The organism is Streptomyces sp. NPDC020845 (assembly GCF_044334165.1).
GTDB lineage: Bacteria > Actinomycetota > Actinomycetes > Streptomycetales > Streptomycetaceae > Streptomyces.
Genome location: NZ_JBIRSJ010000006.1, coordinates 103,933 through 120,098 on the forward strand (window position 1 = coordinate 103,933; position 16,166 = coordinate 120,098).

The window sequence follows — 16,166 nt, forward strand, 5'->3', positions numbered from 1 at the left end:
TTAGGCGCGGGCATTCAGGATCTGACGGAGCTTCTCGTCCAGAGAGCCGGTCGGCTCCAGACCCCGGGCGCGGAACCAGTCGTCGATCAGGCGCTCCAGCAGTTCGGGGGTGGGGGAGCCGCCGTCGGCGTCGAGTACGGCGTCGGGCCCCAGCGCCACCAGGAGGTCCTGGACGTCCTCCAGGGTGTCACGGTGGGCCGCGAGCCACGCCGCCACCTCCGGGTCGGCCTGCTCGTCCGAGGCACCGTCCGGCCCGATGCCGGTCGGCCAGGCCGTGGCCTCCAGGGCGTGCTCGTCCGGGAACTTGCCGTCCGTGGCCACGTATGTGCGCAGCTCCGCCTCGGTCAGCGGGGCGATGCGCCAGTAGCGGCCCCAGTTGTCGATGTAGTCGAGGTCCGGCGACTCCGGGGTGCCGTCCTCCCGCAGCTGGTCGAGGACAAGCTGCGACCCCCGCATGATCTCGTGCAGGGAGTGGTGGCCGACCGGCAGCATCTCGGCCATCAGCGTGAGCCGTAGCAGCCCCAGGTCGATGTCCAGACCCCATCGGTCCCGCATCGCCACGGCCTGCCGCATCTGCCGGTAGGCCGTGCCGGATATGCTCGCCCGCGCCAAGCCGCCCTTCTCCTCGGCGGTGCTCTGAGGAGGGCTGCCCATGGCGATGTCCCAGCGGCTCATGCCGGGGATCCACGCAATGCCCTCGTCCGGCATCATCGCGCGCTCGGCGTCGCTGAGCGGGGGCCGGACCTCATCCCGACGCACCGGTGCCCGAAGCGTCCGCTCCATCTCGGCCAGCCGGGCGCGTTGTTCGGACGGCAGGACGTCCGACCGCTCCTGCAGTTCCTTGAATGCCGTCATCGCCGCCGAGGGCAGCCGGTGGACGTATTCGTCTCCGATCTGCGACGCGGAGGGCAGGGGGGTGCCGAGCAGGTCGGAGGTCGTCTCCTGGGCGACATACAGCATGCCCAGCCGTTCCCGCAGGTTGCCGGACTCGACCACCGCCTCGAGCCGGTCCCGGTCGGTGCCCACCACGCCGTCGATCGTGGGGTCGTCCGAGCCGAGTTCGCGCCAGCGGCCTGCCGCCACGGCCCGGTCCCACAGCTCGCGGACCATCACGCCGAGCTGCGCGTTGGCCGCCTCGTGGTCGCCGAGGTACAGGCCGAGCCTCCGCTCGAAGCGCTCGGCCTCCTCGAGGTAACGGATGCGGGCCCGGATCCAGTCCGGTGCCCGCCGCGAGCCGTCCCGGGCCTGGGTCGAGGTCATGTCCCGCAACCGATGGCGCACGGAGTCGGGCGCGGCGGACACGGCCTGCGCCACCCGGCGCAGCCGCGCCGTGTCCTGGTCCGGGTCCTGGTCCTGGTCCTGGTCCTGGTCCTGGTCGGCGGTGTTCCCCACGTCGCCCGGCCCGTCCGGAAGTCCGGCGAGGTAGCGGTCGCCGTCGCGGACGAGAAGGGCGGGCGGTGCGTCCGCGGCGGTGTCGTCGTCCGAGGTGCCGCCGTGGAACGTCACCTGCCCGTCCGGGCCCACCATGGCCAGCTCGACGCCGAGCGCGCGGGTGGCCATCGCCGGAACCACGTCCGCCAGCGCTCCCGGGCCGTTCTCACCTCCGTACGAGGGGTCCCGCAGCAGCAGCCGGAAACGCTTGGCCGGGCTCAGGTCGACGCCCGATGCCGGAAGCTGATCGCCGAGGAGGACCCCCTCCGTGCGCTGGGGGGTCTTGATCTCCGCACCGATCTCGTCCAGCAGTTTCAGCGGGATCATCCGGCCCGCGTCCAGCGGAAGCGGCGTCTCCTGCGACAGGTCGTCGTCGGTGACGTTCCGCTCCAGCCACTCGCGGAAGTCGTCGGACGTGTCGATTCCCGCGTCCTGAAGCGCGTCGGGTGCCGCGTACCGGAGGGCGAACAGGAGGGTGTCGGCCAGCCGGTCGCCCTCCCCGGGCGACTCGTGCAGCGCGAAGACGGTGCCGTCGAGTTCGGCGGCGTACGGCCCGGTGCGCCGGTAGGCGCCGCGCGGCGCCGGCTCGCGGGTGCCGAGGGCGGTGTCCTCCCCGGCTGTCTCCGCCTCGTCCGTGTCCTCGTCGTCGCCAAGCTCCACGATCCGCGGCGACGGTTCGTCGTCGGCGTTGCGGTAGGCCGTGGGCGGGTAGGGGGGCATCTCCCGCAGGGTGTAGTCGGCGTATTCCCGCCCGGTCTCGGGGTCGGTGGCGATGCCGCGCGCCTCGATGTGCACGGCGGAGCCCGGTGCGTAGAGCACCTCGTCCTCGTCGATCCACGGGGAGAAGGGGGTGACCAGCCGGCCCGTCGAGTGGGGGACGTGCGCCAGCATCGGGTGCCGGTCCTCCACGTTCTCCTCGTCGTCCCGCATGTACTCCATGGCCGTGAACTGGTATTCGGTGGTGCTGCGGAATCGCGGGATGAACATGGTGTCCGCCGTGATGAGCGGCGAATCGTCCGGGGTGTCCGCCAGGCGGCCCGAGGCCCAGCCGCCCCACCACACCGGTCCGTTCAGGGGCGGCAGTATCTCCAGCGCCTCCACCGCCATGTCGATGTGCGCGGCCAGATCGGCGTACAGCCGGTCGGCGACCTGGTTCACCCGGCGCCGCACCTCCGCGACGGCCGGCCCGTCCGCGTCCGGCCCCAGGTCGACCAGGTCATCGATCGCCTCGCTCAAGTCGAGGTCGTCCTTCAGCAGCTGCGGCAGGTCCGAATCCTCACCGAAGCCGATCTCCCGTGCGTACTTCCACACCAGCCTCCTGATCATCCAGCGGCCGACCGCCTCACCGAAGCGGCTTCCCGCGACATAGGTCTTGAACAGCGTGTGATCGTCGCCGGTGTAGAGGTACAGCGCGGTCAGGTGCCCGGGGGCCAGGGCCCGGACGGCCTCCCGGCCCGCCTCGCCGAACCGCTCCAGCCACCCCTCGGCGACCTCGACCCGGTTGTCCTCGGTGTCCATCCGCCGCCCGGCCATCGCGGCGTCCAGCGCCTTACGGATGTCCTCGGGCACAGAGACGCCGTACGCGGAAACGAAGCGCGCCCGGCTGTTGTACATCTGGTGGTGCGGCAGCGGTACCCCGAGGGAGAAGGCACGCTGGGCCCACCGGTGGAGACGTACTCCGTCCCGGCCGACCACGGTGCGCTCCGCTTCGTCGCCCATGCCGAGCCGGTGCGAGGCGCGCAACACCTCGTGCAGGGAGTGACTGTCGCTCAGGATGGACCAGGCCACCAGCCCGTTACGGAAGGCGAGCAGCTCTGTTCCGCTCGCTCCGATCGCCCGGTAGGCCTGGAGCAGCCACAGAGCCGGGCCCGCCGTCCCTCCGACGTACCGGAACCCGCGCGGGTCGTGTGCCGTACGGTACGCGCCCTGCCGGGGGCCCCGGGGCCGCGGCGCCCGCGGCGACTGGAGCCACCCGGGCAGGGTGTGGAGCAGGGAGGTGGGCCCTTCGACGGCGTACGCCGCGTTGGCGAACACGGACATCAGGCTGACCAGGGGCGGCCGGCTGTCCAGGAACCGGCGTACCGCGTCGGGCCCCCGGAGCCAGGGCTCGGCCCCCGGCCCGTGGAGGAACGCCCGGTCCGCGGCGGCCGGGCCGTGCCGCTGTGCCAGGAACTGGTGCAGCCGGACGACGGCCGTCGCGACGGCTTGAACGGTCCCGAGGTGGGTGGCCAACCCCTCGGCGAGGGTGTACTCGAACCGCGCGCTGAGGTTGCGCCATTCGCGCTGCCCGTAGTACGACGCGAACCGCACCGTTTCGGGCAGCCCGGCGACCCGCCATCCGGGCACGGACCAGGGATTGCGCCCGCCCGCGGGCGGGCCGGGTTCCGTGCCGGCGGACGGTGGGGGCTCCGGGAGGCCGGGGAGCGAGCCGGCTCCGGCACGGCCTCGCGGGGGGATGCGCAGCCATGTCGTCGGGCTGCCGTCAGCGGACTCCAGGAGGTGGATGTCGGCCGTGGCGCCGCCGTCCTCGTCCTGGCCGGGGGTGACCGCCATCCCGCCGGTGTTGAGGTACACGTCCAGGCCGGTGGCGTCCGCGATGCCCCGCGCCCGGTCGACGGCCCGCGCCAGGGTGTCGGCGCCGGGTACGGCGCCGGGGTCACACGCGAGCACCGTGACGCTGGTGAAGCCGGCCGCGGCCAGGTCCCCGCCGAGGAGCCGCCCCACCATCTCGTCGTCGGCGCCGACGGGCATGTCGTCCTGACGGACGAGGGCGTAGCCGCCGTCCTTGCCATGGGATGTCCAGAAGAACGTGCCGGTACGGCCCGTGGCGGGCAGCGGGCGGCGCCGGGCGACCCGTTCGCCGCCGGGGCCACGGCTCCACTCCGTGTAGTGAGTGGCCTCGGGCAGATGGCCGTAGGGACGCTCGCGCAGCGCCCAGTCGCGCCGTGAGAACGACGCCTTGCCGACCGTCCGCCCGTCCGCCCGGATCTCCTGGACCACGATCCCGTCCAGGGACCGGGCGGTCTGGTGCCCCTCCCAGGGCGCGTTCCAGAAGTCGGGCTCCGGGTAGGCCGGGGCCAGGGCTTCGGAGGGCGTCGGCGGGGCGGCGAGCGCCCGGCTGGTGGCGGCGGTCTCGGCGAGCAGGACGTGTTCGTAGCGGCGGCCCGTCTCCGGATCCGTACGGATCGAGCGGCGGAGCACCGTGAAGTCGGCCGGGTCGGGATAGACCACCGGCTCGTCCTCCGGGTCCGCGGCGAAGACCGAGACATCGCGGCCCGAGGAGCGTTCCACCTCGAAGACCACCGGGTGCCCGCCCGCCGGCGGATCGCCGCCGGACCACAGTTTGTCCAGCGCGGTGTCCTCCGTGCGCCGCGCCACGTGGAACGGGGAGGTGGAGACCCCGTCCAGCGACCCGGGCAGTTCGGTGCCGTCGGGGCCGGAGGGGAGGTCGCCGGGCAGCCAGGCCGTCCACCACGCAGGGGCGTTCACCGGAGGCAGCCGGTCGAGCGCCTCGGAGCCGAAGGCGGTGTGCTGGGGCACGTCCGCCTGGATACGGGCGGCCAGTTCGCCGATCCGCTGCCTTATGGCGGGGACCAGCGCGGCCAGCCGCTCGGAGCGGTCGGGAGCGGACTCGGGAATCGCCTTGGCCTGTGCGGCGAGGCCGCGGAAGCCGGGGTCGTTCATCAGCACGACGGGGAAGGCGAGGCGGCCGCTGCGGAGTTCGTCGGTGGCGACGGACTGGGCCGACGCCACCGGGTTGGGCCTGCCCAGAAGTGCGGCGTCCGGACCGCCCAGGAGGTGGAGGGCGGTGATGTGGGCGCGGTCCAGGCCGTCGAGGGGCGAACCGCCGTGGCGCCGCTGCCAGTCGAGCAGCGCCTCCTCGCGTCCCAGCAGCCCTTCGGGGTCGAACTCCCCGGAGAGCAGCCGCTCACCGCGTCGTACGGCGTGGATGAGACCGTCGGGCGCCGTGCCGGCTCCGGTGGCCTCCGCGGGAAGCCGGCCGACTCCGGTGCCGTACAGGCGCCGGTGCGGCAACCGCAGGTTGTCGGCGAGCTCTTCGGCGCCGGGGCGGGAACGAGGGGTCAGGGCATCGTCGGCCCATTGGTGGAGGTGGGCCGCGTCACCGAGGGCCGCGGCACGCTCGGTGGTGTCCCCGAGGCCGAGAGTGTGGGAGGCGAGAAGGACCTCGATCAGGGAGTGGCGGCCCATGGACAGCTGCCAGCCGATGACGGCCTCCCGGAAGGCCATGACATCTTCCCGTCGCACGCCGGACAGCCGCGAGTACCGCGACAGCGCGTCGCGGGCGACGTCGGCGGGGCCATGGCCCACGGGGAAGCCCCGGTCGCGGTGGAACTCCCGGTACCAGTTGCCCTCGCGGTCCAGCGGCGCCGGGGCCTTGAACCAGACGGCGAGCCCCGTACCCCTCGCGTAGGCGTCCATCAGCTCCGGCAGCCCGGCGCCGCCGTCGGGGTCCAGCAGCCGCCGCAGGGCGGCGTCGAGGTCCACGCCTGCGTCTTCGTCGGAGGTGGGGAAGAACATCGACGCGGCCTCCGCCTCGCCGAACCGGCCGATGACAAACCGGTGGGCGGCCCGCACCGCCGCGCGGGCGGCGGCGATGACCCGCGGATCCCCGGCCAGGGCGCGGCCCAGCGCCCGCTCCCAGTCGCGGGCGGCCTCCGCCCAGAGCGGGTCGGCGTACACCGCGGCGAAACGGTCGGCGTGCCGAGACGGATCGCGCGGCGCCTCGTCCTCGGTGCCGTCCTCGGCGCGCGGGGTGCGGATCAGCCACCGGGGGGCGGGCTGCCCCGGATCGTGTTCGAGTTCCAGTCCGTGGCGCGGGTTCGCGCGCTCGCCCCGGTCGTAGGTGTCGCTGGGAGCCGTGGAGCCGACGACATCGTGCCCCGAGCGGTCGGCCATCCGCTGGGCCAGCGGCCCGGCCCCGGCGGGCGAGCCGAAGACGACGAGCGCGGCGTTCTCCCCGGCGGCGGAGTCGCGCAGCAGCTCTCGCAGGAAGTTGCCGACCTGTCCGGCGGTGGCGAGCTTGGATCCGTAGCGGGAGCCCACCTGGACCAGCCGCCCGTCGCTGGGCGCGGCGAAGAACAGGGAGCCTCGGCTCCAGGGCACGGGGAAGCGGTCGTCCTCCCACTCCTCGGCCTCGGTGTCGTAGTACTTGAAGTAGGTGAGGACGGGCAGGTTGGCGATCGCGTGGTGACGCTCCGACCACTCCTGCGCCGTGTAGCTGGTGACGCCGGACCAGGTGCCGTCGGGAGCGATGACGGGACGGGTGAGGATCTCCCGGTCCCACGGCTCGGGCGCGGGCAGGGACGACGCCGGCACCTCACGAAGGATCACGTGCACGTGGCTACGGCCCAGCGAGGCGTCGTAGCGGACCTCGCGGGACACCTCCTCGAACCGGGTCTCCTCCGGGAACATCGCCTGTCGCGCCTCAGGCGTCCGGCTGAACGGCGCGATGTCCCGCGCGGAGGACCGGCGCACCTCGTACAGGACCGGGTGGCTCTCCCCCTGCGGCGGGCGGCCCGACACCATGCGCAGCCCGACGCTCCGCGAGGCCGAGGCGAAGTGGAAGGGGGGCTTGGTGAGGGCGACTCCCGCCATGCCCGTCCCCTGGGCCTCCTCCAGGGTCCCGGGTTCCCAGGCGGACCAGTACACCGGCGCGTCCACCGTCGGCAGCAGGTGCAGGGCTTCGCGCGCCATGCGCCGCAGCACGGCCAGCTCCCCGCGCATCCCGGCCGCCAGCTCGACGGCGCGCGCCGCGGCCCGCTGACCGATCCGGGCCAGTGCGGCAGCCCGGTTCGGGACCAGCGGCGGCACACTCCTGGCCTGCCGCACCAGGGCCCGCAAGCGCGGGTCGCGCAGCAGCGTCAGCGGGAACGCCTGCTCCGGAGCACCGTGGGCGACGCGCTGATGGACCATCGTGCCCACGGCCTGGCGCAGCCGGTCCAGTGACTCGGGGCCCGCGGTGAACCGTGGGTCGGTCAGCGCGCCGTCGGGGCCGCTGATCAGATAGAGCGCGGGGACGTGCGCCGCGGTGACATTGCGCAGCAGCGCCTGGCTCTCATGCCGCAGCAGCCAGGCGCGCAGCGCCTGGCGCCGCTCCCGGGCCGCCTCGCCCGTGGGCCACGGCAGCGTCCGCAGGTCCTCAGGCCTCCAGGTGCTCCCCTCCAGACCGGCGAGCTCGGTGATGGCGGCGGGCTCGGCCGCGTTGCCGGTGATCCAGGGCGCGAGCCAGGCGGTGCGCTGCTGGTACATCCGCTGGTGGGGCAGGCGCAGCCGCTCGCGCAGGGTGCTGTCGTCGGCGAGCTCCTGGCGCAGTTCGGGCTCGGAGTCGAGGCGCTTCCGGGGTGCGAAGACGGCGTCGGCCCAGGCGTACAGCCGGGCCGCCTCGACGTCCCCCGGCGCGGGCTCGGCCTCGTCGCGCACCCCGGCCGACTGGGCGGCCTCCAGCATCTCGGCCAGCGAGTGCTCGCCGTACATCAGACGGGCCGCCAGCAGGGCGTTGCGCAGCCCCAGCAGCAGGGCGGGGTCGGTGCCCGGCAGGTTCCGGAACGCGTGGAGCAGCCATTGCGTCCCTTCCGCGTAGCCGTCGCCGACTCCGTGGCCCAGCCGGTCGTGCCGGTCCTTGTACCAGTGGTCCGAGCGCTTGTGCGGGTGCGCGTCCTTGACCATGGTGAGCTGGTTTTGGACGTTCAGCTCGGGGCGGGTCCTCCACAGCCGGTTGAGCGAGTAACTCCCTTCGTCCGAGGGCGCGTACCCGGCGTCGACGAGCGCGAGCACGAGCGTGCGCACGTTCGTCGCCGCGTCCTCGTCGAGCAGGAGGTCGATCTGCGCCTGCGCGTCGTCCGCCTCGGACATCTCCGGGAAGAAGGCGGACGCCGCCGCGCGGGCGCCGAGGTGGTGCGACAGATAGGTGTAAAGGATGCGGACAGCCGCGCGCGCCGCGTCCAGCACGGCGGGGTCGTGGGCAAGCACCTCGCCCAGGGCCTTTTCGTACTCCCCACTCAGCTTCCACCAGCGCGGATCCGCGTAGAAGGAGCGGAGGATCTGCTCGTCGCCGTCGACCGGGTCGGCCGCGGGCCTCGGCGGCGCCGACCAGTGGCCGCTGCTCTCCTTGACCACGGAGTACGCGTACTTCTGGCGCTCCGACCTATTGACGCGTGTGCGAATGGTCCGGTTTTGGGTGAGGAAGAAGGTACCGGGCGGATAGAGGGCCTCCGACTCGGCGGCGTAGGCGGAGAACATGGCGATCTCTTTGCCCGTGGAGTCGGAAACCTCGAACACCGCACGGTGGGTGTTCGACGGCGTGAGCCTCTTGGACAGTGCGAAGTCCATGGCTTCGCTTTCATCCATGGAGGTGCTGCGGAAGAACGGCACCGAGATGAACGGTCCTTGGTACAAGGGAGAGTTGGTCGCCGGTCGGGCCAGTGACCCGGGCACGCCCCGGTCGCCCCACCAGACGGTACGCCGCACCGGGGGGAGCAGTTCCAGGGCTTCGACGGCCATCTCGATGTGCACCTTCAGCTGGCCGTGGAGCCCATCGGTGATCGCGTCGAGCCTACGGCGCAGCCGCGACACCTCGGGGCTGGGTTCCAGATCGGACAGGTCCAGCAACCCCTGCATCACCTCCCCGAAACCCGGCTGGGTCCGCAGTGTCAAGGGAACAAAGTTCTCCCATTCCCCCGCGTTATAGACACCGCGCCTGACCAGCGTCCAGGCGACGGAGCGCAGCAGCCACCGGCTCGCGTGCCGTCCGAACCGCTCACCGTTCAGGAGCGCTTTCATGAGCCGGTAGTCGGACATGCTGTAGATGTACAGGGCGGTGATATGGCTCGGGGCCATCCTCCGCAGCGCGGCCCGGCCCTCCTCGCCGTACCGTGCCAGCCACTCTCGTGCCACGTTCATGCGTTCCTCGTCGGGGAACGTCGAAGGGCCGGGGGAGAGAAGGGCGTCGACCATCGCCAGCAGGTCATCCGGGACGGCGAGTGTACCGATCGCCTCGCGGGGATAGCGCACGCCTTCGCTGTACAGCGCCACGTGGGGTGCGCGCAGACGATTGATGAGAGCGATGCCCTGGGGGTTCTGCGGGATGAGCTGCCAGGGGACGAGGTGGTCCCTGACCCAACCGTGCGTACGGGCGGCGTCCCGGGCCGTCGCGAGGCGCTCCTCCGCCCCGCCCATACCGATCAGGTGCGAGGATCGCAGGACCTCGTGGAGGGACTGTAGACCCGCCGGGACCGTCCAGGCGATCAGCGCCGCGCGGAAGGTGCTCAGCTCGGCAGGGGTGGCTCCGAGCTCATGGGCGCCCTGAAGCAGCCACAGCGCGGGCCCGTTCACACCTCCCACCTGTCGGAAGCCTCGGGCGTCGTGCCGCTGCCAACTCGCCTGGTCCGCGGGGTTCAGCGTCGGCACGGGCTGTCCGGCGTAACGAATCCTGCCGGGCAGGGCGCGGCTGATGGTCGCGGGGCTGCCGGCGTTGGCGAAGACCGCGTTGGCGTACGCCGACATCAGCTGGGACAGGGTGGCCGTGGCGCCCGGTCCCAGGAGCTGGGCGAGGGGGCCGCCCGGTGCCGCCCACATCGGGTCGTGCGGCGGGAAGAGCGCCTGGGTGGCCGCCGCCTCCCCGTACCGCTGGGCGAGGAACTGGTACGCGCGGCCGAGTATCTGGCGCACCGTGGTGACCATATCCGGGTGCGTGGCCAGGAGCTGGGCCAGCGCGAACTCGAAGTCGAGGCTTTTCTGGCGCCAGTTGGCGTTCCCGTAGTACCCGGTGAAACGAGGAGTGTCAGGCGCGCCGGTGACCCGCCAGGACGGGATCTGCATGAGCGAGTCGAGGTCGCCGTCGAACTCGTTGCCGGACTCGGATGCCTCGTCGGACTCGGATGCCTCGCCGGAGTGGGAATCGAGGTCCATGTCGCTGTCGGCGTTGATCAGTCCGGAGGCCGGGTAGTCGGCCGCGATCGGACGTCCGGTGTCCGAGGCCGGTGCGTCGGTGGCCGGCCGACCGGCCGGATACGCCGTCACCCACCCCGTGGCCCGCCCCTCGGCATCCTCCAGCGCGTGGATCAGCGCCGTACCACCATCGCGCCCGCCGGTCACCGCGGCACGGCCCACCTCCAGATGAACCGGCAGGCCCACCGCGTCCGCCAACCGCTGCGCCCGCGCCCTGGCCTCCTCCACGCTCCCGGGCACATCGCCGGGACCACACGCCAGCATCGTCACGCTACGGAAGCCACGGCCCCGCACACTCTCCAGCAACCGCCCCGCGTACGACCCGTCATCCCGCCGGACGCCGCCACCCTCCTCGGCGAGGGCCAGCCCCTCGGCCCCACCATGCGACGCGAAGAAGAACGTCCCCCCGGCAGCCCCGCCACCCGGCAACGCCCGGTGCGTCGCCACCGGACGCCCCTCCGCGTCACGCTCCCACGACACAAAACCCGTCGCGCCGTCCAACCGCGCGTACGCATCCCGGCGTACCGCCCAGTCCGCGTCATCGAACGACGCCACACCGATGACCCGGCCGTCCGCCCCACGAATCTCCCGCAGCACAGGCGTGCCGGCGTCCGTGTCACCGTCCGCGTCGGAGTCCATGTCGGAGTCCATGTCGGAGTCCATGTCGATGTCGGACATCTCGGCGTCGGAGGAACCGAGGTCGAAGAGGTCGTCCGCGACGGCACCGCCTTCGCTCGACACCTCGGGAAGGGGGTGGACCCGTGAGGCCGCGGAGCGGCCGTCCGGCAGCGGAGTGGCCTCCTCGACCGTCTGGCTCTCGTACGAGCGGCCCGTCCTGTCCCTGTCGACCCGCCGTCGACTGATGATGTCGAACCTCATGCCCGGCGGATACAGCGCCTCGTGCTCCATCGGATACGCGAAGAAGGGGGCGCCTTCCCGAGCCGTGGAGTTCCTGACCTCGACCATCTTGCGGTGCGAATGCTCGGGAACCGACCTGTTGTCCAGTGCGAAGTCCCGTGCCGCCTCGACCCGAAGCGAGGTGCTGCGGAAGTACGGCACCTCGATCGTCTCGGCGCCGTAGACCGGGCCGCTCACCGAGGGCCGGTCCAACGGCCCCGGCGCCCCCCGGTCGCCCCACCAGACGTTCCGCCCGACCGGCGGCAGGATCTCCAGCGCCTCGATCGCCATGTCCACGTGCAGCTTCAGCTCGTCGTAGAGCCGGGCGGCGATGGCGTCCAGCCGGCGCCGGGGACGGGACAGCTCCGGGCTCGGTGTCTCCAGGTCCGCCAGCTCACTCAGCTCGTCGAACACCTCCAGCAAAGAAGGATGACTGAGCAGTACGAGCGGAAGCTCGTCGGCATCTTCCATCAGTACCGCGTCGCGCACCAGCCTCCATGTGGTGAAGCGCACCAGGTGACGGCCCATGCCCGGGCCGAACCGCTCACCGTTGAGCAGCGCCTTCATCAGCCGGTAGTCGGGACCGCTGTAGAGGTACAGGGCCGTGATGTGGGCGGGGGCGAGCCGCTTGAGCGCCTCGATGCCGCGGCTTCCGTAACGGTCCAGCCACTTGGACATGGCTGCGAGCCTCTCGGTGGTCGCGGGCGGCAGTGTGCCGGCGAGCGCGGCATCGACCATGGTGACCAGGGCATCAGGCACATCCACCGTATTGGTGAGCACCGCCGGGAACGTCATACGGCCCTCGTACACGGCCTGGTGCGGCGGAATCAGAGCGGAGAGCCGGCGGTCGGCGGGGGCGAGCCGGAGCAGTCCGCCCTCCGCGATGTGGTCCCGCGCCCAGTTGTGCAGACCGGCGCCGTCGCGGCCCGTGGCGGCCCGCTCGTCCGGGTCGCCCATGCCGATCAGGTGGGAGGCGCGCAGGATCTCGTGCAGCGATTGCAGATCGGCCGGAATCATCCAGGCGGTCAAAGCGGTGCGGAACACCGGCAGAGTGGACGGCGGCAGGCCGAGCGCGGCGAACATCCGCAGCAGTCGCAGCGCGGGGCCGCGCTCGCCACCCACCCGGCGGAAACCACGGCTGTCGTGCACGGCGCGGTAGGCGCTGTCCGCCGGGTGGAGCCGGGATCCGCGGCCGAGCGCGGCCAGCGCCCGCTCGACCTGGGAGGGCATCCCCGGACCGGCGTACGCGGCGTGGAGGAGAGCCCTCATCAGCCCGTCCAGCGCCTCCGGCCCCGGGGGCGCGCCGAGCAGCCGTTCCAACTCGGCAGCCGGGTCCTCCGGCATCGCGTCCGGGGCGAAGAAGGCGCGCAGCGCCCGCTCTTCTCCGTTGCTCCCGGCGAGCTTCTCGAACACGCCGCGCACCGCCAGCCCGACCACCTCGGCGAGTTCGGGGTTGTCGCTCAGCGCCTCGGCGAGGGTGTCCTCCCAGTCGGCGCTGCGCTGCCGCCACTCACGGTCCCGGTAGAAGCCCGTGAACCGCGCCGTGCCCGGGGCGCCGGCCGGCTGCCAGGCAGACACCGCCCAGGCCGCTCCCCCAGCGGCGTCGATGCGCTCGATTTCCTCCGGGGTGGCGTCCCGCACGCTGCCCGTGACGTTGAACTGTTCGCGGGCCGGATAGCCGACCGTGACGCGATTCCCGGTTCCCACGCCCGGGGCCGGCACCTCGGGGCCCGACCAGCCGTCCGGATACTCCGTCACCCACCCCGTGGCCCGCCCCTCGGCGTCCTCCAGCAGATGCGGCAGCCCTTCGGACACCGCGGCGCGGCCCCCGCCCAGATGAACCGGCAGCCCCGCCTGGTTCGCCATCCGCTTGGCCCGTGCCCTGGCCTCCGTCTCGCTCCCCGCCACATCGCCGGGACCACACGCGAGCACTGTCACGCTGCGGAACCCACGGCCCCGCGCCGACCGCAGCAACCGCCCCGCGTACGAACCGTCATCACGCCGGACACCGCCATCCTGGGTGACCAGCGCCAGCCCCTCGGGCCCACCGTGCGACGCGAAGAAGAACGTCCCCCCGGCCCTGCCGCCACCCGGCAACGCCTGGTAGGTCGCCACCGGTCGGCCCTGGCCGTCACGCTCCCACGACACGAACCCCGTCGCACGGCCCAACCGGGTGTGCTCCTCCCGGCGCACCGCCCAGTCCGCGTCGTCGAACGACGCCACGCCGATGAGCTCGCCGTCCTCCCCCTGAATCGGTCGCAACACCGGCGCGGGTTGCTGCCGGCCCTCGGCGGTGCCGGCCGTCGGTCCGACACGGAACAGGTCGTGCGGCAGGTCGAGTTGAAGAAGCGGTGGAGCGGAGCCGTCGGACGCGTGGTCCCCGGGCGGCGTGGCCTCCTGGACGGTCATGGACTCGTGCGGGATCGTCCGCTCGTCGCCGGGAACGACGCCCCGGCGGGTGAGATGGAAGAACGCACCCGGCGGATACGTGGCCTCCGCCTCCGACAGGGAGGCCACGAAGGGAGTGATCACCCGCGCCGTCGAGTTCGGAACACGCACCAGAGCGGGGTGCGAACCCTGGGGCGGGCGCTTGCTCCACGTCATGAACTCATGTGCCCGCGCGCGTACCAGCGATGTGCTGCGGGGGAACGGCATCGTGATCGTGTCCCGGCCGTACACCGGCCCGTCCACCGGCGGCCCGCCCAGCGGACCCGGCACCCCGCGGTCGCCCCACCAGACGTCACGCCCCACGGGCGGAAGGATCTCCAGCCCCTCGATCATCATGTCGACGTGCAGCGGCAGCTGGTCGTACAGCCAGTCGGCCATCGCGTCCGAGCGCTCCCGCAGCTCGGCCACCTCGGAGCCCGGCTCATCCAGGTCCGATTCGGCCCGCATGTCGTCGAAGAGCTCATCGAGGTCGGGATGGTTGCGGAGCATCATCGGCAGAAAGGCGGGCGCGTCCATCTCCACCGCTTGCCGGGTCAACGACCAGACGCTGGAGCGCAGCAGACGACGGCCCATCCCCGAGCCGAGACGCTCACCGTTGAGGTACGCCTTCACCAGCCGGTAGTCAGGCCCGCTGTACAGGTGTATGGCCGTCAGGTGGGCCGGTGCCAGGCGCGCCAGAGCCTGCATGCCCGCGTCACCGTACTCGCGGAGCCAGTCGTGGAGTGCCCGCTCCCTTCGGGTGCCGGACGGCAGATTCCCGGTGAGCGCGGCGCCGGTCAGCCTCACGAGATCGCCCGGGAGATCCAGCTCACTGGGGGTGATGTCCGCGCTGTACGTCATCCGCTCGCCGTACAGCCGGCGATGCGGCGGGATCAGATGACCGTGAGGATCGAACCTGTGGAAACCTGCGCTCCGTGCCGAGTCCGCCACCCAGTTGTGGAGCCCGGCGCCGTCGCGCAGCACGGCGCCGCGTTCTTCGGCGTTCCCCAGGCCGAGCAGGTGGGAGGCACGCAGGATCTCGTGCAGCGACTGCACATCGGCCGGGATCAACCAGCCGATGAGCGCGCCGCGGAACGCGAGCAGTTGGGCAGGGGACGCACCGAGCGCGGCAAAGGTCTGCAACAGCCGCAGCGCGGGACCACCCTCACCGCCCACCCGGCGCAAACCACGGCTGTCGTGCACCTCACGGTACGCACTGCCCGGGGCGTACCGCGCCCGGCGGCCCACCGGACGGGACAACGCCTCGGCGAGTTCGCGCGGCAGCCCCGGACCGGCGTACGACGCGTGGGTGAGCGCGGCCATCAGCTCATCCAGCGCGAGCGGCCCCGGCGGCAGCGTGCGCAGCCGCTCCAGCGCCGCCGCGGGGTTCGCCGACGCCGCGGCCGACGGGAAGAAGGCGCGCTGCGCCGCGGCCTCGCCGTGGCGCGCGGCGAGCTCGTGGTACATGCGGAACACGGCATCACGAGCGATCTCGGTGAACGCGCCGATCTGGCCCATGTACCCCGCGAAGACGAACTCCATGGCCACGCTGCGACGACGCCACTCACGGTCCCGGTACAGCCGCGCGAACCGCACCCTGCCCGGCGATCCGGCCGGCCTCCAGGACGACACCGACCAGCCCGGACCGTCGTCGGAGGCAGCGCTCTGCGGGTCGGCCGCGGACACGGGTGTGGCGTTGACCTGGGCGGGAGCCGGGTACGTGGCGGTGGTCCCGGGAGTGCCGGTGTCCGGGGCCGGGGCCGAAGCCGCTGCCGGAACCGGCCAACCGGCCGGATACGCCGTCACCCACCCCGTGGCCCGCTTTTCGGCATCCTCCAGCAGATGCACCTGCCCACCGCCGGACACCGCGGAACGGCCCACCTCCAGATGAACCGGCAGGCCCGCCGCGTCCGCGAACCGCTGAGCCCGCGCCCTGGCCTCCTCCACGCTCCCGGGCACATCGCCAGGACCACACGCCACCACCGTCACGCTACGGAAGCCACGGCCCCGTACCCACTTGAGCAGCCGCCCCGTATACGACCCGTCGTCCCGCCGGACGCCGCCACCTTCCTCGGCGAGTGCCAGCCCCTCGGCCCCACCATGCGAAGCGAAGAAGAACGTCCCCCCGGCAGCCCCGCCACCCGGCAACGCCCGGTGCGTCGCCACCGGACGCCCCTCAGCGTCACGCTCCCACGACACATAGTCCGTCGCCCGGTCCAAGCGCGCATAGCGATTCCGCCGCACCGCCCAATCCGCGTCGTCGAACGACGCCACACCGATGACCCGGCCGTCCTCCGCACGAATCTCCCGCAGCACCGGCGCGGGCCGCTCCGCCTCCTCAGCGGTGTCGGCCGCCCGGCCGATGTGGAACAGGTCCATCAGCGCGCCGAGTTCACGGACCGATGGAATGGAGCGGTCGGAGGCGTCGCCCATGGGCGCAGTGA

The 16,166-nt window shown here is 72.5% G+C and carries 1 protein-coding gene (running past one end of the window); it reads right to left on the bottom strand.

Annotation, left to right across the window (positions count from 1 at the left end; translation table 11 throughout):
• Positions 1 to 16,166: the final stretch of a lonely Cys domain-containing protein gene (locus tag ACH4U7_RS16465; protein ID WP_398528598.1), read on the bottom strand. The gene runs 26,533 nt beyond the window's last position; the window shows 16,166 of its 42,699 coding nt (coding positions 26,534–42,699); the start codon falls outside the window, past its right edge — the gene reads right to left on this strand; its stop codon occupies positions 1 to 3.